The sequence below is a fragment of the Photobacterium sp. 53610 genome, from assembly GCF_036409375.1.
In the GTDB taxonomy this organism is placed as follows: Bacteria; Pseudomonadota; Gammaproteobacteria; order Enterobacterales; family Vibrionaceae; genus Photobacterium.
This window is the reverse complement of the sequence record NZ_JAXOFS010000001.1, coordinates 96,066-114,531: the sequence shown is the minus strand read 5'-3', so window position 1 is coordinate 114,531 and position 18,466 is coordinate 96,066. Positions and strand designations below refer to the sequence as shown.

At 49.1% G+C, this 18,466-nt stretch carries 15 protein-coding genes; 9 read left to right on the top strand and 6 right to left on the bottom strand.

The genetic code is table 11. The features are described 5' to 3' along the window. Positions 1-444 carry a DUF2753 family protein gene (locus tag SPK40_RS00600; RefSeq protein WP_248141033.1) on the top strand — a complete coding sequence of 148 codons (444 nt, stop codon included), beginning with the start codon at positions 1-3 and terminating at the stop codon, positions 442-444. Positions 445-505: 61 nt separating this feature from the next. Here SPK40_RS00600 and motY read toward each other — a convergent pair whose 3' ends face one another. Further along, complete coding sequence (gene motY, locus SPK40_RS00595) at positions 506-1,393, bottom strand: flagellar protein MotY (protein WP_371929342.1); 888 nt, start codon at positions 1,391-1,393, stop codon at positions 506-508. Positions 1,394-1,576: 183 nt separating this feature from the next. Here motY and rnt point away from each other — a divergent pair, with 183 nt between their 5' ends. The 4 genes from rnt to SPK40_RS00575 all read left to right on the top strand — a co-directional run bounded on the left by rnt (position 1,577) and on the right by SPK40_RS00575 (position 7,853). Beyond that, positions 1,577-2,242: a ribonuclease T gene (gene rnt, locus SPK40_RS00590; RefSeq protein WP_248141036.1), complete on the top strand. Its 666-nt coding sequence runs from the start codon at positions 1,577-1,579 to the stop codon at positions 2,240-2,242. A gap of 284 nt (positions 2,243-2,526) precedes the next feature. Continuing rightward, positions 2,527-3,774 carry a porin gene (locus tag SPK40_RS00585; RefSeq protein WP_330959096.1) on the top strand — a complete coding sequence of 416 codons (1,248 nt, stop codon included), beginning with the start codon at positions 2,527-2,529 and terminating at the stop codon, positions 3,772-3,774. A 35-nt stretch (positions 3,775-3,809) separates the two neighbouring features. Further along, entirely contained in the window at positions 3,810-6,224 is a 2,415-nt protein-coding gene (locus SPK40_RS00580; protein ID WP_330959095.1) for a VolA/Pla-1 family phospholipase, read from the top strand. 306 nt (positions 6,225-6,530) lie between these two features. Then, positions 6,531-7,853 (top strand): Na+/H+ antiporter family protein, encoded by a 1,323-nt coding sequence (locus SPK40_RS00575; protein WP_248141039.1) that lies wholly within the window; start codon positions 6,531-6,533, stop codon positions 7,851-7,853. A 53-nt stretch (positions 7,854-7,906) separates the two neighbouring features. Here SPK40_RS00575 and SPK40_RS00570 read toward each other — a convergent pair whose 3' ends face one another. Then, entirely contained in the window at positions 7,907-8,248 is a 342-nt protein-coding gene (locus SPK40_RS00570) for a Grx4 family monothiol glutaredoxin (RefSeq protein ID WP_330959828.1), read from the bottom strand. 314 nt (positions 8,249-8,562) lie between these two features. Between SPK40_RS00570 and sodB the strand changes: the two genes are divergently transcribed. Continuing rightward, positions 8,563-9,147 carry a superoxide dismutase [Fe] gene (gene sodB, locus SPK40_RS00565; protein ID WP_330959094.1) on the top strand — a complete coding sequence of 195 codons (585 nt, stop codon included), beginning with the start codon at positions 8,563-8,565 and terminating at the stop codon, positions 9,145-9,147. Positions 9,148-9,228: 81 nt separating this feature from the next. On the opposite strand, the gene asd is transcribed toward sodB, so the two are convergent. Both asd and yejK read right to left on the bottom strand, forming a co-directional pair. After that, on the bottom strand, positions 9,229-10,344 hold the full coding sequence (asd, locus tag SPK40_RS00560) for an aspartate-semialdehyde dehydrogenase (RefSeq protein WP_248141699.1): 1,116 nt from the start codon (positions 10,342-10,344) through the stop codon (positions 9,229-9,231). A 700-nt stretch (positions 10,345-11,044) separates the two neighbouring features. Next, positions 11,045-12,058, bottom strand: a complete 1,014-nt coding sequence (gene yejK / locus SPK40_RS00555) for a nucleoid-associated protein YejK (RefSeq protein ID WP_330959093.1) — start codon at positions 12,056-12,058, stop codon at positions 11,045-11,047. A gap of 76 nt (positions 12,059-12,134) precedes the next feature. On the opposite strand from yejK, the gene SPK40_RS00550 reads away from it, so the two are divergent. Then, on the top strand, positions 12,135-12,353 hold the full coding sequence (locus SPK40_RS00550) for a YejL family protein (protein WP_330959092.1): 219 nt from the start codon (positions 12,135-12,137) through the stop codon (positions 12,351-12,353). Positions 12,354-12,388: 35 nt separating this feature from the next. After that, complete coding sequence (locus tag SPK40_RS00545) at positions 12,389-14,260, top strand: DUF3413 domain-containing protein (RefSeq protein WP_330959091.1); 1,872 nt, start codon at positions 12,389-12,391, stop codon at positions 14,258-14,260. A 59-nt stretch (positions 14,261-14,319) separates the two neighbouring features. Here SPK40_RS00545 and SPK40_RS00540 read toward each other — a convergent pair whose 3' ends face one another. Next, positions 14,320-14,595 (bottom strand): hypothetical protein, encoded by a 276-nt coding sequence (locus SPK40_RS00540; protein ID WP_248141046.1) that lies wholly within the window; start codon positions 14,593-14,595, stop codon positions 14,320-14,322. Between the two features lie 469 nt (positions 14,596-15,064). On the opposite strand from SPK40_RS00540, the gene SPK40_RS00535 reads away from it, so the two are divergent. Then, positions 15,065-16,492 carry a GGDEF domain-containing protein gene (locus tag SPK40_RS00535; protein WP_330959090.1) on the top strand — a complete coding sequence of 476 codons (1,428 nt, stop codon included), beginning with the start codon at positions 15,065-15,067 and terminating at the stop codon, positions 16,490-16,492. Here SPK40_RS00535 and SPK40_RS00530 read toward each other — a convergent pair. Next, the gene (locus SPK40_RS00530; RefSeq protein ID WP_330959089.1) at positions 16,479-18,443 is read right to left on the bottom strand and encodes a DNA topoisomerase III; all 1,965 of its coding nucleotides are present in this window, start codon (positions 18,441-18,443) and stop codon (positions 16,479-16,481) included. The two genes, SPK40_RS00535 and SPK40_RS00530, sit on opposite strands and share 14 nt — an antisense overlap. Between the last annotated feature and the right edge of the window lie 23 nt (positions 18,444-18,466).

The following is an 18,466-nucleotide window of genomic DNA, read 5'->3' as shown; positions in this document are numbered from 1 at the left end:
ATGAACGTGTCACGGTGGGAAATGCATACGTTAATGGCTTTAGAGGCAGAAAAGGCCAATAAGCCCATGATGTCGGTCATCCACTATCAGCTGGCTCTGGCTGAATCTCAGCAATTAAGACCGACTGCAGGAAATCTGGATGAGCTTGAAGAACTGCTGACAATTCAGGTCACGGCCTGCCATAACATGGCAAACTTTTGGCGGAAGCAGGGGGACAATGAGTATGAACTCAAATACCTTCAGCTGGCATCAGAGCAAATAATGACACTGATTCCGCAATGCCCTCACCGTGACTGTGAAGCCTTTATCAGCTCGATTGGTTGCTGCAAATCGGCACTGATCGACTTTCTCAAACGCCATCCGGATCCGAGAATCGCTCAGCAGGTTGCACAGATCACAACCTCAAATCAGTGCGAACTGATTGCCCGGTTCCGTTTACAGTGAGTTGAAACCAAAACCAGCCCATCCGGAGTCGATTCCTTCCGGATGGCCGGATCGTGCCGCCTTACATCAGGCTTGAGGTTCTGCCCATAGAAATCACCACGCGGCGGTTTTTATTCCGTCCGATTGGTGTTCCGTTGTCCGCAATCGGACGACGTTCGCCAAATCCCTGCACCTGAATCCGATCTTTCGGCAATCCTAAAGACACAAAGTACTGCTCCAGCTTCTCAGCCCGGCGTTCTGACAGGGTCTGATTGGTATTCTTACCGCCGGAAGCATCGCTGTAAGTCGCAACAAGCACCAGATCAATATCCGTGCTGTACTTGATGAAGTCAGCAATTTGCGCCAGCCGTTTCTGCGATGCCTTGTTCAGCTCATCGCTGTTTTTGTCATAGTGAAGGACGGTGAAAGAAATATCTTCAAAGTTGTATGGCAGCAAATTCGCCAAACAACTGCTGAAAGTTTTGTATCCGGTGTTAAATGCAACGGCTGACAGCCCAACTTCAACTCGTTCGTTTCTGTGCTGCCAGTCGGGATAACTGAATGTAGGGATTTTCCCTTCTTCCAGTTCCGACAACATGGTCCAGGCTGTCTGTCCGCCGACGTAACCATCAAACTGTTTGAAAAATTTCAGCTTCGCCAAAGGCTCGGCGGCTTCTCCGGGACGCCATCGCGGTGGCATCGACACCAGAGTTACATTACTCGTCTGCCCCAGCGGACGACGCATCTGAAGCTCAAAATCAAGATTCATTTTTTTACTGGCGCGGGCAGTAAACTCAGCTTGGCCAAAATTCGGAATCTGATGCTGAAGCCGGCATTCTAAAGGGGTATCGACCGCCATCTCCCAAGTCGAGTCTCCGGGTGTCGCGACATAATATTTTCCTGCCCAGGCCGGTGAACAGGCTCCTATCAGTGCTAAAGACAAAGCCCCCAGCTTTAATGGCAACGTCATTTTTTTCATCCCGGTCAACCTACTTGCAAGAACTGAGTATTGTATCGGATTCTGGTGCAAAATCTTTAACCCTGTTTTCGCTTTATGGCTCTGTATCAATAATTTTTACTCTGCGGGGTTAGGGTTTAGCTTCACGGCCAGATCTGACATAATGCGGGCCTCTTTTTTTTCAACAGCATTATCATGAGCCAAGAAAACACAACAAATACCCTGAAAAGTCGCTTTCGTGGTTTCTTCCCTGTCGTCGTCGATGTGGAAACTGCCGGTTTCAATGCCAGTACAGATGCCCTGCTTGAGATTTGTGCCGTCACTTTAACCATGGACGAAGATGGATGGCTCAAACCTGCCAGCACAATGCATTTTCATATCACCCCTTTTGAAGGTGCCGTGATTCATCAGGAAGCGCTGGACTTCAATGGGATTAAAGATCCTTTCAGCCCTTTACGTGGTGCTGTTTCTGAAGAAGAAGCCCTGAAAGAGATCTACAAAGAAATCCGCAAAGAGCAGAAAGCGGCCGGCTGTTCCCGTGCCATTATGGTGGCCCATAACGCAAATTTTGATCACAGCTTCGTTATGACAGCCTCAGAACGCGCCAGTCTGAAACGTATCCCTTTCCATCCGTTTGCGACGTTTGACACAGCGGCACTCAGTGGCCTTGCATTCGGACAAACGGTGCTGGCGAAAGCTTGCGAGGCGGCCGGGATCCCATTTGATAACAAAGAAGCCCACTCAGCTCTCTATGATACGGAACGAACCGCAGAATTATTTTGTGAGATCGTTAACAAATGGAAAAAATTAGGCGGATGGCCTGTCGCACCGCTTCAAACAGATGATGCCGCACAAGCCTGACGTTCCTGAGCCAATACTCATCAGACCTCTTACCAAAGCCCAGCAATGCTGGGCACTTTTCTGAGACAAATTAATTCACAGCACAAAAGTCAAACATATGTTTTAAACATAATTTAATAATACACCGTCCAAAACCTCTGTTCAGGCATAAAACGACCTGTTACATATGGTTAACATTAGTGTATCGAATCCTTATACTTCACCGGTATGAGCAGATTCACCTTTCCTTCATGGATTGAAGAACGCGAAGCAGATAAATAATTAACAACAAGAGAGGCAGCATAATGTCCAAAAAGTTTCATGTTACCGCACTCGCCGTGGCCGCCGCGCTGACGTCCCTCCAGGCTCAAAGTGCCGGTTTCCAGGTAGGCGAGCACTCAGCCAGCGGACTAGGCCGAGCTTTCGCAGGTGAGGCCGCAATTGCAGACAACGCCGCAGTTTTAGCCCGTAACCCGGCTGCATCGACCATGTTCAAAGAGCGCGCAATTTCTGGTGCCTTTAGTATTGTTGACCCGGCGATTGATGTGGAAAGTGTCGACCGCGATCAGATCGCCAATGACATCGCACCTCCGGGCTTTGTACCTGCGGGATACTATATTCAGCCCATCAATGACAAGCTGGCATTTGGTCTGGGAATGTTCTCAAACTATGGCGTTACGACAGACTACAGCCCAGCTTTCCATGCAGGTTCACTTGCAGGGAAAACATCTCTGATTACCGTAAACTTCAATCCGAGCCTTGGTTACCGTGTGAATGAGCAACTGAGTCTCGGTGTGGGTATCAGCGCAATTTATGGCAAAGCTGAACTGAACCGCCATTATGGTGATCTCGCACTTGCTGTCCCAGGTGCAGACCCAACTGACAAAACTATTCGCATGGAAGGGGACAGCTGGGGATTTGGCTGGAATGTCGGCGCTCTCTTTGAGCTGGATGAAGACAACCGCTTCGGCCTGAGCTATCGCTCACGAACAGACCTGGACTTTGACGGCGATTTCACCGATTACTCCGGCCGTATTACCGGCACGCCAAATAACAAAGTCCCGGGCGATCTGACCGTTGTCCTTCCGGCGATTGCTGAATTTTCTGGTTTTCATCAGCTCAATTCGCTATGGGCTGTCCATTACAGTGTTCAATGGACCCAGTACAGCAAATTTGAAGAGCTGCGCGCAACCGGCAGCCAATGTACTCCGGGTTATAACAACAACGCTGGCCTGTGTCTGCTGAAAGAAGAAGATTATGACGACGCTTTCCGCTACGCGATTGGTACCACTTACACCATCAATCCGGAGTGGACAGTTCGTGGCGGATACGCATACGACGAGCAAGCAGGTCAGCCAACACTGAGCATTCCTGATACTGACCGTAACTGGTTCACGGCTGGTGCCACCTACAACGTCAATTCAAAATTGTCTGTTGACGTTGGTATCGCCTATCTGATCGCTGATGAACTGACTTTCACCGAAGATGACATCAAGTTTGAATCCAGGGGCGGTGCAATTATTGGTTCCGGTCAAGTTAACTACCGTTTCTAAGCCAGTTGCTCTCAGTTAAAAATTAGGGATTAAAAATGAACAAAAAATTACTCGCCCTGCTGGTTGCTTCCAGCTTTGCACTTTACGGTTGTGGTGATGAACAAGGCCTGAGCGGTTCTCCGACGATCGATCCGGATATTAAAAACAGCCTGAGTGCTGAAACAAAAATTGATTTTAATTTGCTCTCAGAAAAAAAAATCGTCATTACACCGAGCTATATGGCGATGGATCTGCCTGACGGTACTCTCAAAACAGAAAGTAAAGCAGCTTCCGACGTAAACGACCTCGGTGATCCGGCTGTAGCCTGGGGTAAAACAGATGGCTGGAGTACCACTCAGCCAATCATCATCAACTTTACCGGGAATGATCTGGCAGCAGAAACGGCGGCAGACAGTTTCTACTTGATTAAATCCGGTGATCCAACAAACTCGTCTGACACCACGACACCAGAAATTCTGTCGGCAGCCAACGGAGACTTTGTCGTTACCGCTTCCGGAAAAACACTGACCGTCATTCTCACCAAGCCTTTAGAGCCGGCCAGCAACTATATGTATGCGGTCACTGAAGATTTAAAAGATGCCAAAGGACAGCCCGTGGGTATGACCAACTCATACGCTGTGATCAAAAATATTGGCCAAGTTCCTGACCCGCTGTTGAAAAAGCCTCAGGCCATCACGCATGCTGTTGAAACAACAATGGCGACAGTTGCTGGTGTGCAGAAAAATAAAATTATTTTCTCAAACTGGTTTACCACGGCTTCGGTCGGTGAAGTGCTATACGCTGCAAAATCTGCTTCAGCATTGGCGCTCAAGTTTGGTGCAGGCAATATCTGGCATGACAGTGCCATCGCTGATGGAATCAGTCAGACAGATTTGAACGAAATGTTCCAGATGACAGTACCTACCAGCTCCGGTACGACTAGTGGTGGTAATCTGGTGTACACCGGAACGATCAAGCTGCCTTACTTCCTGGAAAAAGATCCAACCAAGTTCAGCAATACACCATGGCAAAGCGCGATGCCGAGCCTGGCAAAAATCTCTAACATTCTGAGCGAAGGTTCTGATGCCGATAAAGCAACGATTGCTCAACAATTAGCTGCTTTAGAGATCTCAACCGATGATCTGAAAACGGTGAAAACCGATCCGGCAACACAAGTGCGCGTACTGAAAGCTTTGACTGGTGCCACCTTAACCAAAGCAGATGGTTCTCAGCTGGATACAGAACGACTGATTACCCGCTACAGCCCTGTGCCCAAGCTAAAGGCTGTAGATACTGTCGAGTACACATTAGTCTTGCCATCAAATACGGCAACCTGCTCAACCGGCACAAGTACAGTGTCCATCTATCAACATGGTATTACCTCGACGAAAGCGACAGTCACAGCGTTGGCCGATAGTGTCATTGGGGCAGGTTGCCAAGCGATTTTTGCCATTGATCATCCATTACATGGTACCCGAGGCATTGGTGGTAAGAGTGCTTCTTCAGGTAACCCGGAGATGTATCTGAACCTTGCTTCACTCACTGTCGCCAGGGACAACATGCGCCAAAGCACCATTGATGTGCTAAACCTCCGTGCAGGTGTTGCGCTGGTCTTCCAGAAACTGGGAACAGCGATTCAAAGTGGTGACACTGCGACTATTGCCGCCATGGGACCACTGGCAAGACTGAACCCACTCAGTAAAGTTGGTTTTGTCGGCCATTCATTAGGGGCAATCACCGGCATTAATGTCGCCGATGCAGCCAACAGAACCCTGAACGACGCAACCGGTGATGCTGCCTATGCGATCGATAAAGTTGCACTGGCTAATCCGGGCGCCGGGATTCCTTACCTGTTGCTGCAGTCGGGTCAGTTTGGAGACTTTATCAAGGGTTCTTTGCTGTACAAAGCAAGTGCAGACTTCCAGAAGTTCTGCGCAGATAATTCAATTGCCGATGCTGCAGCTTGTTTCAAAGCATTTGAAACCGATTTGGTCAACAAAGGGGATCCAGCAGGCGCTCTTGCAAAAGCCTATGCTCAATTCAGCCAATTTGCTTACGTTGCTCAGGGCGTACTGGATACAGTGGATCCAATCAACACTTCTCTGCAAGTGTCCGCCGATTTACCGGTCTACCTGACTCAGGTTGAAGATGATTCCACAATTCCAAATATGCTGGCACAACCAGGGACTGCCGGTTCTGTCGTCACAGGCACCAGCATCCTGCTGCCATACTCGCCATTTGGCGGAACGCTGCCGCTGTTGCAGACAATGAGCCTTGTTCCGACAACCGCGTCTATTAACGGTCAGACCGTGCGAAATGCAGTGCTGTTTGATAATACCGGTTCACACAGTTCACTCTTGAACGGTGATGGCTTAACGAATGAAATGCAAAGCCAGATCAGTTCATTCCTGAACGGTGATGGCACTGCAATGACAGTTACTGATAACTCACATATCAATCCAGCACCATAATTGTTGATATGTGTTTCTTTGCCAAAGGCCAGCGCTCGCTGGCCTTTTCTTTATCCGTGAATGAAAAATGAATAGTCCGGCAAGACATGTCCGCCGGATATTCTGCCTGAAATCTGACAACCAAGCGGTTTCCTGTCCTGCTCATGACTGCTGCATGATTATCTGAGGCTAAAAACCCTACCTTGAGCACAATTTTTTCTCGACATGTATGAAAATTTCAGCAAACTAGACGGCCTGCTCGTTGCAGTTTGAATAGAATGATTATTCACTTATGCAATCACACGAATTCAAAATGGAAGTAGTTTTATGAATCCTGTCGTTATTTCCGTCTGTGTCATGCTGGTGCTGGCGCTGATGCGAGTCAACGTCGTGGTCGCGCTGACCTTCAGTGCCATCCTTGGCGGACTTGTCGGAGGGCTCTCCCTCACAGATACCATTGCAGCCTTTGAAGGCGGCCTGGGCGGTGGTGCTACTACGGCTCTCAGCTATGCCATGCTGGGCACTTTTGCTGTCGCCATCTCCCGTTCAGGCATTACCGATGTCCTGGCACAAAAAGTCATCAAACGGATCAGTGGTCATCACAATGCCGCTGCGGCGACAGGTGTGAAATACTCAGTACTGACAATTTTGCTGCTGCTGTCTATTTCGTCGCAAAACGCCATTCCGGTACACATTGCTTTTATCCCGATTGTAATTCCCCCTCTGCTGCATGTGTTTGCCAAACTGAAACTTGATCGCCGCCTGATCGCCTGTGTACTGACTTTTGGTCTGGTTACGCCTTACATGGTTCTCCCTGTTGGCTTTGGCGGAATTTTCCTCAACAACATCCTGCTGAAAAACCTGCACGACAATGGTCTGGATGTCGCTGCCAGCCAGGTGCCCTACGCGATGATTCTTCCTGCGGCGGGCATGCTGTTTGGCCTGTTACTGGCAACTTTCGTCAGCTACCGCAAGCCGCGTGAATATTCAGAAGAGCAAATCCTTGCCAGTGAACCGGAGCATGCCGAAATCAACATGCAACATGTCTATGTTGCCATGATAGCCATTGCTGCTGCACTGGGTGTGCAACTCTACAGTGGCTCGATGATCATCGGGGGACTGGCTGGTTTCATGGTGTTTACTGTTGCAGGCGTGATCAAATGGAAGGAAACCCACGATGTGTTCACCAAAGGTGTTCACATGATGGCCATGATCGGTTTCATCATGATTGCCGCAGCAGGATTCGCTTCAGTCATGAAAGCTACCGGTGGTGTGGAAACGCTGGTCAGCTCACTGGCACATGCGATTGGCGACAATAAGAGTCTGGCAGCGCTGCTGATGCTGGTTGTTGGTCTGCTGGTCACCATGGGCATCGGTTCTTCATTCTCCACTATCCCGATTCTGGCGACCATTTATGTTCCGCTGTGCCTGAGCTTTGGTTTCTCACCACTCGCAACCGTGGCACTGGTCGGTACTGCAGCCGCACTGGGTGACGCAGGTTCACCAGCCTCAGACTCCACTCTGGGTCCGACGGCTGGGCTTAACGCAGACGGCCAGCATGAGCACGTCTGGGATACCGTGGTGCCAACTTTTATCCACTACAACCTGCCGCTGATTGCCTTCGGCTGGATCGCATCGATGATCCTCTAACCGGATACAAAAAGACCCCGCACTAGCGGGGTCTTTTTTTACGCAACGCAATCTTATTCAGACGCTTCTGCGTTGTCACGACGTTCAGCCGCTTCTTTGATCAATGGCTGCAGTTCACCTTTCTGGAACATTTCCAGAATGATGTCACAACCGCCAATCAGCTCCCCTTCAACCCACAGCTGCGGGAAAGTTGGCCATTGCGCATAAATTGGCAGCTCAGCACGAATATCCGGGTTTTGCAGGATATCAACATAAGCAAACTTTTCACCGCAAGCCATCAGTGCCTGAGAAGCCTGTGAAGAAAAACCGCAGCTTGGCAGTTTTGGTGATCCTTTCATGTACAACAGAATTGGGTTTTCTGAGATCTGTTGCTTGATTTTGTCGATGGTTTCCATAGCTTCCTCTAACGACATCAGCTCTAAAGTAAGTGTGATACCCACATTCTACTTTGTCACGGCAAGGAAAAAAACGCCTAATACAATTGTGGTTAAAGCTTATACTTTCTGAACGTCTGCTTGACGACTATTGCCCATGATACGCTTTTTCTTCCTGAGTACTTTTAATAAAGAAAAAACTTGCTAAAATGTTTTGCAAACACACAAGCCAATCGCTTGTATACAATAACAGACATCTAAAGTGAGGTAGGCGTAACCTACCAACGGAAGCAATGTCGTGGGAAAACCACACCATCAATATGGAGAATCGAGTAATGGCATTCGAACTACCTGCTCTACCGTACGAGAAAAATGCACTTGAGCCACACATCTCTCAAGAAACTCTGGAATATCACCACGGTAAGCACCACAACACCTACGTTGTGAAACTGAACGGCCTGATCGAAGGCACGGAGTACGCAGATAAATCTCTGGAAGAGATCATCAAAACTTCTACTGGCGGCGTTTTCAACAACGCAGCTCAAATCTGGAACCACACGTTCTACTGGCACTGCCTGAGCCCAAATGGTGGCGGTAAGCCAACTGGCGAAGTTGCTGACGCAATTGTAAAAGCGTTCGGTTCTTTCGAAGACTTCAAAGCGAAGTTCACTGATGCGGCTATCAACAACTTCGGTTCTTCATGGACCTGGCTGGTGAAGAAAGCTGACGGTTCTCTGGATATCGTCAATACTTCTAACGCAGGCACTCCGCTGACTGAAGCTGGTGTGACACCACTGCTGACCGTTGACCTGTGGGAACACGCTTACTACATCGACTACCGTAACCTGCGTCCAGACTACATGAACGCATTCTGGGCACTGGTAAACTGGGAATTCGTTGCGAAAAACCTGGCTGCTTAATGCTGCTCACCCATCGATGAGTATAAAAAGGCCCGCACGACAGTGCGGGCCTTTTCTTTATCTGACGAATCAGTCTTTGATTCAGGCTTTTTCGGCCAGGATAATACGCAGTGTGCGACGCAGCGGTTCAGCAGCACCCCACAGCAGCTGGTCACCGACCGTAAAGGCATTCAGGAAATCATCACCCATCGCCAGTTTACGTAAACGGCCAACCGGTACAGACAGCGTCCCCGTCACTTTCGTTGGAGACAGCTCCTGCATCGTGATATCACGCTCATTCGGAATCACTTTGACCCAATCGTTATGAGACGCAATGATGCCTTCGATTTCATCCAGCGGAACATTCTTCTTCAGCTTCAGGGTCAGCGCCTGGCTGTGACAGCGCATTGCACCGATACGAACACAAGTCCCGTCAATCGCAATCGGGCTGTTACCAGTGCCGAGAATCTTGTTCGTTTCAACACCGCCTTTCCACTCTTCCTTGCTTTGACCATTGTCACGCTTCACATCGATCCAAGGAATCAGCGAGCCCGCCAGCGGTACACCAAACTCAGAAGCAGGGAAATCAGCTGAACGCATGGTTTGCGCAACTTTACGATCGATATCCAGAATCGAGGTCGCCGGATTAGCAAGCTCACTGGTCACGCAATCGTTGATCACACCCATCTGGCTGATCAGCTCACGCATGTTCTTCGCACCCGCACCGGACGCAGCCTGATACGTTTGTGAAGTCATCCACTCAACCAGACCCGCCTGGAACAGCCCCCCCACAGCCATCAGCATCAGGCTGACCGTACAGTTACCACCGGCAAACGAACGAACACCGGTGTGAATACCTTGCTGAATCTGATCAAAGTTGACCGGATCCAGAGTGATGATCGTTTGATCATCCATACGCAGCGTCGAGGCTGCATCAATCCAGTAACCTTTCCAGCCTGCCTGGCGCAGTGCCGGATAAACTTTCTCGGTATAGCTACCACCCTGACAGGTAATAATGGCATCCAGCTTCTTCAGCGCTTCAATATCGAACGCATCCTGAAGCATTCCCGCATCTTTACCGAAGTTTGGCGCAGGGATACCCACCTGAGAGGTTGAAAAGAAAACAGGTTCAATATGGTCGAAATCTTTTTCTTCCACCATACGTTGCATCAGTACGGAACCGACCATACCGCGCCAACCGATCAAACCAACTTTCATCATAGTTTGCTACACTCCTTGTTGACATGATTGGGCACCTCCAAAAACAATGACGGAGAAAAGCCACACGCATGCATCTGGTCAAATAAAGGCCCTCAGTCACACACTGACAGCCGCATACATTTCAATCACGCTTTAAAAAACAACTTCATGGCAGATTTTGAAAAAACCAGCAGGATAAACAGCTGATACCATGAAACGAAGATAGCTAAATACCATAAAGCAAAGCCCCTACCAACGCAACAAAATGCCCCAAATAACCTGTATCAAAGCAACCAGAAGTCAGAGCATGATGAGAGATTCAGTATTTACAGAGCATTTCGCTCAATGATGACAGACCAGCTGGCTTTTCATGCCAGCTCTCCTCGGGAATCCATACCAAATTCACTGAAATAAGACTTCTTACATTTTCATCAGACTTCTTACATCCATCATCAACAAATCTGATTTTTTTTATAGTCTTTTAAAGACTTGGCATTGAATCCGAATCAAACATGAAATAAACACAACTTTACTACATCTCTGGCACCAGACTGACTGACATACAGAGTTACACAATTCTTAAACAAAAAAGCAGGGATTCCGGCAGGCAGACTCGAAAACTGAGTCAGTATCCAACACAGTGAAGTGGCATGGTGAAGTTCCTGAAATCATCGTCTTCAAAATGACGGCTGCACTGATTACAGCACAGCCGCCGTTTTCAGTTGTCGCTGTTCAGCCGACGCTGAAGCTGATCTTTCAGGTTTGGCGGAGTGCCTTTGATCGTCAGGGTATCTGTTTCTGCATCGTAAAAAATACGCTCACCCAGCAACATGCTGTCAAAATTGATGGTCAGACCGCCACCGGAGCCAACAAACTTCGTCAGTTTACGCATCGCCGATCGGTCTGCCGGGAAGGTCTCCTCAAGTTCATATCCCTGATTTGAAGTGAACTGATAAAAATCCACACCTTCATCTGAAGCAGGAAGTTCGCCCGCAAGCTCTTTGATCGCAACCTCTTCACCCGATTGCAACTGGCCATTACAGTAATCATAAACTTGCTTGCGGTACTGCTGCTTCTCTTCTTTGTCCATCCGGGAATCAGCACAAAAATCTTCAACCGCCTGCATCAGGACCTGATTCTGCACTTTCACATCCAGACCAACTTCCGCCTGCAGGAAATCCAGAAAAAAGTCTGCGACTTTCCGGCCGACACGCCCCTTGATAAACGTCAGGTAGCGGTTACATTCTGGATCTGTCTCCCAGGATGACAAATCAATTCGGGCCACAATTTCCATTTTGCTAACATCCAGATAATCTGTCGCGCTAATATCCAGTTGATCAGTCACTTTCATGCTATGGCAGGTCGGCAGCAAGCCGATAAACAAATAATCAGTCGCCAGCGACTGGTACTGTGCCAGCACTAAAGTACCTGCATCAGCAAAAGGGTATTTCACTAATTCAGACTGAAGACGCTGCGCCGACTGGTTCGAAAACGACAGAAAATCGAGTTCACCCTGGCGGTATTGTTTCAGCCAGAAACCAAATTCACTGTCCTCAGCAAAGCGCCCAAAACCTTTGGCCCCTTTGCTGCTGTAAACACGGTGCAACTCGGCAACCAGTTCTGTCGTAGTGTCGGAATGTTCTAGCTCCTGTTCTCTGAGCTGAACGGAGAGCTCATCCTGACCATTCTTCAGGAACTGATGCAGGATGACGTTTGAAAGCGTGAGACTCATAATGGAAAAGTTTTTCAGTAAATCTAAAGTGTAGGGTATTATAAGTCGCTTTCTTCACCATAAAACAAGACCTGATATGCCAATTACATCAAAATACAGCAATGAAAAAGTGGAACAAATCCTTGATGATGTGTTCGAAGTGTTTGAAAAGCACGGCGCATCTGCAGAACTCGCACTGATGATTGTTGGTAACGTCGCAACCAATATTATCAATGCTGATGTTCAGGCCTCCCAGCGTGAAGCAATTGCTGAAAAATTCGCCCAAGCTCTGCTGACTTCAATCAAGAAAGATTGATTCCGGCACCAAAGAGAGAAGAAGAACACAGGTATATGGTCGCCAGCGGAAACAACTACAAAGAAACCGTGTCCCAACTGATCAGCTGGGGACACTGGTTCAGTTTTTTCAACATCATCGCCGCCATGCTCTTGGGCACCCGGTATATCGTTCATTCTGAATGGCCGGAAACGCTGTTAGGGCAACTCTACCTGGGGCTGAGTTGGGTTGGCCACTTCGGTTTTCTGGTTTTTGGCTTCTATATCCTGATTCTTTTTCCAGCCAGTTTTCTGATCCCCTCTCAGCGTTTGATGCGATTGTTTGCGGTGCTGGTTGGAACCGTCGGCCAGACAGCGCTGCTGCTGGATACCCATGCCTATCAAAGCCTGGAGCTTCATCTCAGTCCGCTGGTCTGGGATCTGCTGCTCAGTGGCGAGCGAACCGACCTCAATGCCCGCTGGCAATACCTGTTTATTGTGGTGCCAGCCATTTTTCTGTTACAGCTGTTCCTGTCTGAATGGCTGTGGCGCAAACTTCGCAAACTCACCCGCAAACATGTGGGTGTGCCGATTGCAACTGTCTTTGGCTTATGTTTTCTGACCAGCCACCTGCTCTACATCTGGGCCGATGCCAACCTGTACCGCCCGGTCACTGCACAACGATCCAACTTTCCGCTCTCATACCCAATGACGGCCAAATCCTTTATGGAACGCCACGGGCTGCTGGACAGACAGGAATATACCCGTCTGCTTGAAGAGCAAGGCGTTGAAAACAGTGAAAGAATTCGTTATCCGCTGAAACCGCTTTCGTTCAGCGATAAAGGGACAGGACAAAATGTGTTGATCATCATGGTCGACGGATTGCGCAGCGATATGCTGACACCTGACACCATGCCTTATCTGTCGGCGTTTGCTCATCAGAACCTGAACTTTTCGGATCACTACAGCACCGGAAACGACAGTGCTCTGGGCACATTTGGCCTTTTCTACGGGCTTCCCGGTGTCTACAGCAACAGTATTCGGGCAGAGCACAATCAACCGGTGCTGCTGGATACATTGAATAAGCGGGGTTACCGGTTCGGGCTGTTCAGCGGTTCCGGTTTTGAAGATGCTATCTATCAGCAGGCAATATTCACTCAGGCACAGCTGAGCCAAGCGATGGCACTGAACAGTGACACTCAGAACGATCAAACTGCGATTGCCAATATGAAATCCTGGCTGAGCAAGCAGGTTGCAGACAAACCCTGGTTTGGCTATTTAGAACTGACTTCTGTACAAAACTATGAAGACGCCAGTGCGGATTATCAGGCAAGGTTCACCCCTTCCCTGACAGAAACCAAACCCGGAAAACACTCCGGCACGACACCAGATCAGTTGCTGAAAAATTCATACCGTAATGCCGCCTATCATGCAGATGAGCAGATCATTAAGGTTTTCGACAGCTTGATTGAGCGTGATTTACTGGATAACACCGTTGTCGTGATTACTGCCAATCACGGAATGGAATTTAATGAAACGGGTACCAACTCTTGGGGCTCGGGTACGAACTACAGCCAGTACCAGTTAAAAGTACCACTGATCATTCACTGGCCGGGCAGCCGGGCTGCTGAAATCACGCGAGCCACCAGTCATCTGGATATTGTACCGACCCTGATGGAGACTTTGCTGAACACGACGACAGCGCCAGAGTTCTACAGCAGTGGTATCAGCCTGTTTGATAACAGCGGCAAACGACGCTGGGTCCTGGCAGGTGACGGGACTGATATCGTTGTCGTTCAGCCGGAAAGTACAACAATCGTTGATAAATATGGCAACTACACCGTGTACAGTCCGGATTACAAACTCAAGGATGACGGCAAGCCAAAACTCTCAACGCTAATGCAAGTCATGCATGAGCTGAAGCGGTTCTATCAGCCTGTCTCCAAGTAACCTGCAAATAAGCTGAAAGAAAGGCTGCCCACGGCAGCTTTTCTCTCTTTTGTGCGGCGTTAATGATAATCCTGGTTACTGGCATAGCATTGTTCGTAGCCATCGTTCCATCCGTTTGCATATTTGTTCTCTTTTTTCATTCTTTCCGGATCCTGACGAAAGCCGTTGATATACGTCGTTGCTTCTATCTTTCGACTGTCGCACCCGTCCTGATAGCCATCAAGATAGTTCCGTGCGAATCCAAGCTCCGCCAGCTGATCATGGCGGGTCTGGCTACAGGCAGATAAAAATAGCGGTATCATCAACCATAATAAAAACACATATCGTCTTTTCATGTTCTCACCTGAGTGGATTCACGAATCAAAAAATCCCCTCTGATAAAATTAGTGAAACGGCTTAATGGCACTTGTCTCAATATTGACATTTTGAGATCTCTGCAGGTTTCAATTCTGCAATTTTATCCCTATCCTATTGATAATAATAAAATCAATGACTTCCGTTCGAGTGTCATTTTTTGTACTTCAAAGACCAAAATTTATTTGTCATGTTCACATTATTCCTGCAATAAATGTTTCATAAAAAACATTTTTTCCGAGATGCTGCTTAAAACAATGATTTTCTATGCAACTATTTTTTTCTATCTGCCCTTCTGTCGCAGGTCTTTGACCCATACTTGCATATCAGCTTCACAACACATTCAAAATATCCTTAAATTGCGGCGAAGACGGAATGGATTCCTTTTACCAAACTTATTTTTCACTATGGCAGACCAGTTCGGACGTCCCGGAGGCCATTGAAAATCTCTTGACGCTGTTACGCCAAAATTTTCATGCTGAATCCTGCCAGCTGTATGTAAAAACAGCATCAGGCTGGCAATACTTTGCAGGTTCCGCACCGCATCTCAATCCGCTCCCGATAGAGAATGAGCAGGACCTGTCTGAATGGCTGCAGCCAACAAAACCTTTTTATCAGAACAAAACCGGGCTCTGGCTGCCATTGCATCGACATCAGCAGGCCATTGGCCTACTGACGGTTCAATTGCCAACTCAACCACAGCCGCTCGACCCTGAATACTTTGTCCCCCTCGCCGTCCATCTGAGTGCGGAAATTGACCATCATACTTCCCGGGAATGCCTCTCCTCTTCACATCAACCGCTGCTCAATATGCTGCAAGGATTACACGACATTTCCTTCATGCTGTGGCGGGCCAACAGCCTTGATGACCTGCTGTTAAAAGCCGTCGATCACGGTAAGCAAGTCTTGCAAATTGACCGGATTGCGATTTTCCTGCTCACCGGTGAAAACAAAATGAAAGGCACCTATGGCACCGATATCCAGGGAAATACGGTCAAAGAAGACTATTTCGAGACCTCAATTCCTTCGCTTTGGTATAGCGATCATCCGCAAGCACTGCATGGATATCTGGCTATCAAAAACAACACCCCGCTTTACCATGATTTAAAACCTGTCGGCAAAGGATGGAGTGCCTATACCTCATTGTGGGACGGTGACCGGCGGGTCGGCTGGATTGCATACGATAATCTGGTCACCGGGAAACCGCTGGCTGATTATCACTCACATATCCTGAAGCAATTCAGCTTTATTGTGTCCCAGCATCTGGTTCGCAGGCAAGCAGAAGAAAGTCTCAGTCAGCTCAATACCGAGCTGGAGCAAAGAGTCTCTGACCGAACGCAACAATTACAGCAGCTCAACTGGAAGCTCGAACACACGTGTCGTCAGGATCCGCTGACTCAGGTCCCAAACCGTCGTGTTTTTGATCAGACGCTTCCCCTGGAATGGCGGCGGGCAAAACGTCACCGTCTGCCCGTTTCGCTGCTGATGATTGATGTCGATCACTTTAAAAAATTCAATGACAGCTATGGTCATGCCGCCGGCGATCGCTGTCTGAAGCTGATCGCGACGAAGCTAGCTTCACAGGAACGCCGGGCAGGGGCACTTTTTGCGCGTTACGGTGGCGAAGAGTTCGTCCTGTTACTGCCAGGCCAGAATGCACAGGCAGCAGTTGTGGCCGCCGAGAAAACACTACATGCAGTCAGAACACTTCAGATTCCGGTTGACGAGCACCAGTTCAGTCATGTCACTGTGAGTATTGGCGTCAGCAGTATTGTTCCGGATAGCCAGAATTCAGCTGATTTACTTTTCAGTCAGGCCGACCGCGCACTCTATCAGGCCAAATCATCCGGACGTGACAGCTACTTTATGTTCGGCTAGGTTGACTGCGGCCCTTTCCTTTTTTGCTCCGGCCCGAGCTTTTATATTTCCGTCCCTGACTTTGTCTTCCCTGAGGTGAAACGGCCTGAAGACCACGCAGACTGGGTGGTACCTCTCCCTGCTTCACGCTGTCCATCATCTGCTGAATCTGCTGCTGAAGGGCTGCCATAAAGGGCTGATAGGCACACTTTCGGTCCGCCATATCCTGTAACTGATGTTCCCAGTTCGCCGTCATATCCGGATAAGTTGCTTCATCGGGTAAAGCGTACACCAGCGCTTTTCCCGCCTCCGAAGCGTGAATACTTTTCCCCTGACGGAAAAGCAGTTGCCTTTTGAATAAAATTTCAATAATTCCGGCTCGTGTCGCTTCAGTGCCCAAGCCATCTGTCTCTCTCAAAATTTTCTTCAGCGACTGATCTGCGACAAAACGGGCAATCCCTGTCATTGCCTGCAGCAGTGTTGCTTCAGTGAAATGTTTCGGTGGTTCCGTCACCCGGTCTTTAATTTCACCATCGGTGCAGATCAGTTCTGTGCCTTTCTCCAGCGGCGGCACTTTTTCGGCCAGATTCTGATCATTGTCTGCATCTTCTTTGCCTTGCAGGGTTTTCCAGCCCGACTGCATCAACTGCCGGCCTCTGGCAATAAAGATCCCGCCAGCAATCGTAAAGGTCAGCTTTGCTTCTGCGTACACAGCCGGCGGGTAAAATTGCATCAGGTATTGCCGGGCGACCAGCTGATAAACCTTCGCTTCCCAATCGCTGAGTGAATTAGGATTTACAGCCTTCGGCGTCGGGATAATGGCATGGTGCGCATCCACTTTACTGTCATTCCATGCTTTCGAACGCAAAGACAAATCCGCGCCCTGCACTTCACCCGCCATTCCGGGTACTGTCGAGGCCACCGCCTTCACCACATCTGCAGCCTGACGGTAATGATCATTCGGCAAATAACGACAATCTGAACGCGGATACGTAATCACCTTATGTTTTTCGTACAGAGTCTGGCAGCAAGCCAGAACATCCGCCGCACTCATTCCGAAGCGACGGGCCGCATCAATTTGCAGCGCTGAAAGCGAATATGGCAGCGGCGGTGCCTGTCGGGTCTCTTTCCGTTCAGCATCCGATACCAGCGCAGGCTGACCCTGGATGCGGGCCACCACATTTTCACACAGTTTTCGATTGAGGATACGCCCCTCTTCATCCTGCCAGGGTTCACAGGCTTTACTCGGTTGCCAGCGGGCACGAATGACGAGGTCCTGATAGGGGATCAGCGCATACACATCATAAAATGGCACCGGAACAAAATTTGTAATCTCATCGTCCCTGCGTGTCACCAAGCCGAGCACCGGCGTTTGAACCCGGCCGACCGACAGCACCCCTTTATAACCACCACGTTGTCCCAGCAAGGTATAAGCTCTGGACATATTCATGCCATAGAGCCAGTCGGCCCGGGAGCGGGCCAGTGCAGAAACGGACAGCGGGATAAAATCTTTGTTGTCTCTGAGTTGCGCCAGCGCACGTTTAACCGCTGCCGGGTTCAGGTCTGAAATCAGCAAACGCTTCATGGACGCTTTTTTACTCGCAGCCAGCTTAATGTAGTCAATGACTTCATCCACCAGCAGTTGCCCTTCTCTGTCGGGGTCTCCGGCATGAATCACTTCATCCGCCTGTTTCGCCAGCTTACGGACCACACTGAGCTGCTGCCTGGCCGATTTACGCGGTGCCAGCTGCCACTGAGCCGGAATAATGGGTAAATCACCCATATCCCACTTCTTATAACGGGGATCGTAAACATCGGGTTCAACCTGCTCGAGCAAATGACCAATACACCAAGTCACAATATCGCCATTGGCAACTTCGATGTATCCCTGATGGTTTTTATGCGGGCGAGGCAGAACCGCGGCGATTGCGCGGCCAAGGCTGGGCTTTTCGGCAATGTAGAGACGGGCCATGAAACCTGATTTGACTGGAAAAA

Coding starts and splice junctions, on each gene's coding strand:
- SPK40_RS00575 (WP_248141039.1), top strand. CDS start 6,531: ATGAATCCTGTCGTTATTTCCGTCTGTGTCATGCTGGTGCTGGCGCTG.
- rnt (WP_248141036.1), top strand. CDS start 1,577: ATGAGCCAAGAAAACACAACAAATACCCTGAAAAGTCGCTTTCGTGGT.
- SPK40_RS00550 (WP_330959092.1), top strand. CDS start 12,135: ATGCCAATTACATCAAAATACAGCAATGAAAAAGTGGAACAAATCCTT.
- SPK40_RS00580 (WP_330959095.1), top strand. CDS start 3,810: ATGAACAAAAAATTACTCGCCCTGCTGGTTGCTTCCAGCTTTGCACTT.
- SPK40_RS00545 (WP_330959091.1), top strand. CDS start 12,389: ATGGTCGCCAGCGGAAACAACTACAAAGAAACCGTGTCCCAACTGATC.
- asd (WP_248141699.1), bottom strand. CDS start 10,344: ATGAAAGTTGGTTTGATCGGTTGGCGCGGTATGGTCGGTTCCGTACTG.
- SPK40_RS00570 (WP_330959828.1), bottom strand. CDS start 8,248: ATGGAAACCATCGACAAAATCAAGCAACAGATCTCAGAAAACCCAATT.
- SPK40_RS00600 (WP_248141033.1), top strand. CDS start 1: ATGAACGTGTCACGGTGGGAAATGCATACGTTAATGGCTTTAGAGGCA.
- yejK (WP_330959093.1), bottom strand. CDS start 12,058: ATGAGTCTCACGCTTTCAAACGTCATCCTGCATCAGTTCCTGAAGAAT.
- SPK40_RS00530 (WP_330959089.1), bottom strand. CDS start 18,443: ATGGCCCGTCTCTACATTGCCGAAAAGCCCAGCCTTGGCCGCGCAATC.
- SPK40_RS00540 (WP_248141046.1), bottom strand. CDS start 14,595: ATGAAAAGACGATATGTGTTTTTATTATGGTTGATGATACCGCTATTT.
- SPK40_RS00585 (WP_330959096.1), top strand. CDS start 2,527: ATGTCCAAAAAGTTTCATGTTACCGCACTCGCCGTGGCCGCCGCGCTG.
- sodB (WP_330959094.1), top strand. CDS start 8,563: ATGGCATTCGAACTACCTGCTCTACCGTACGAGAAAAATGCACTTGAG.
- motY (WP_371929342.1), bottom strand. CDS start 1,393: ATGACGTTGCCATTAAAGCTGGGGGCTTTGTCTTTAGCACTGATAGGA.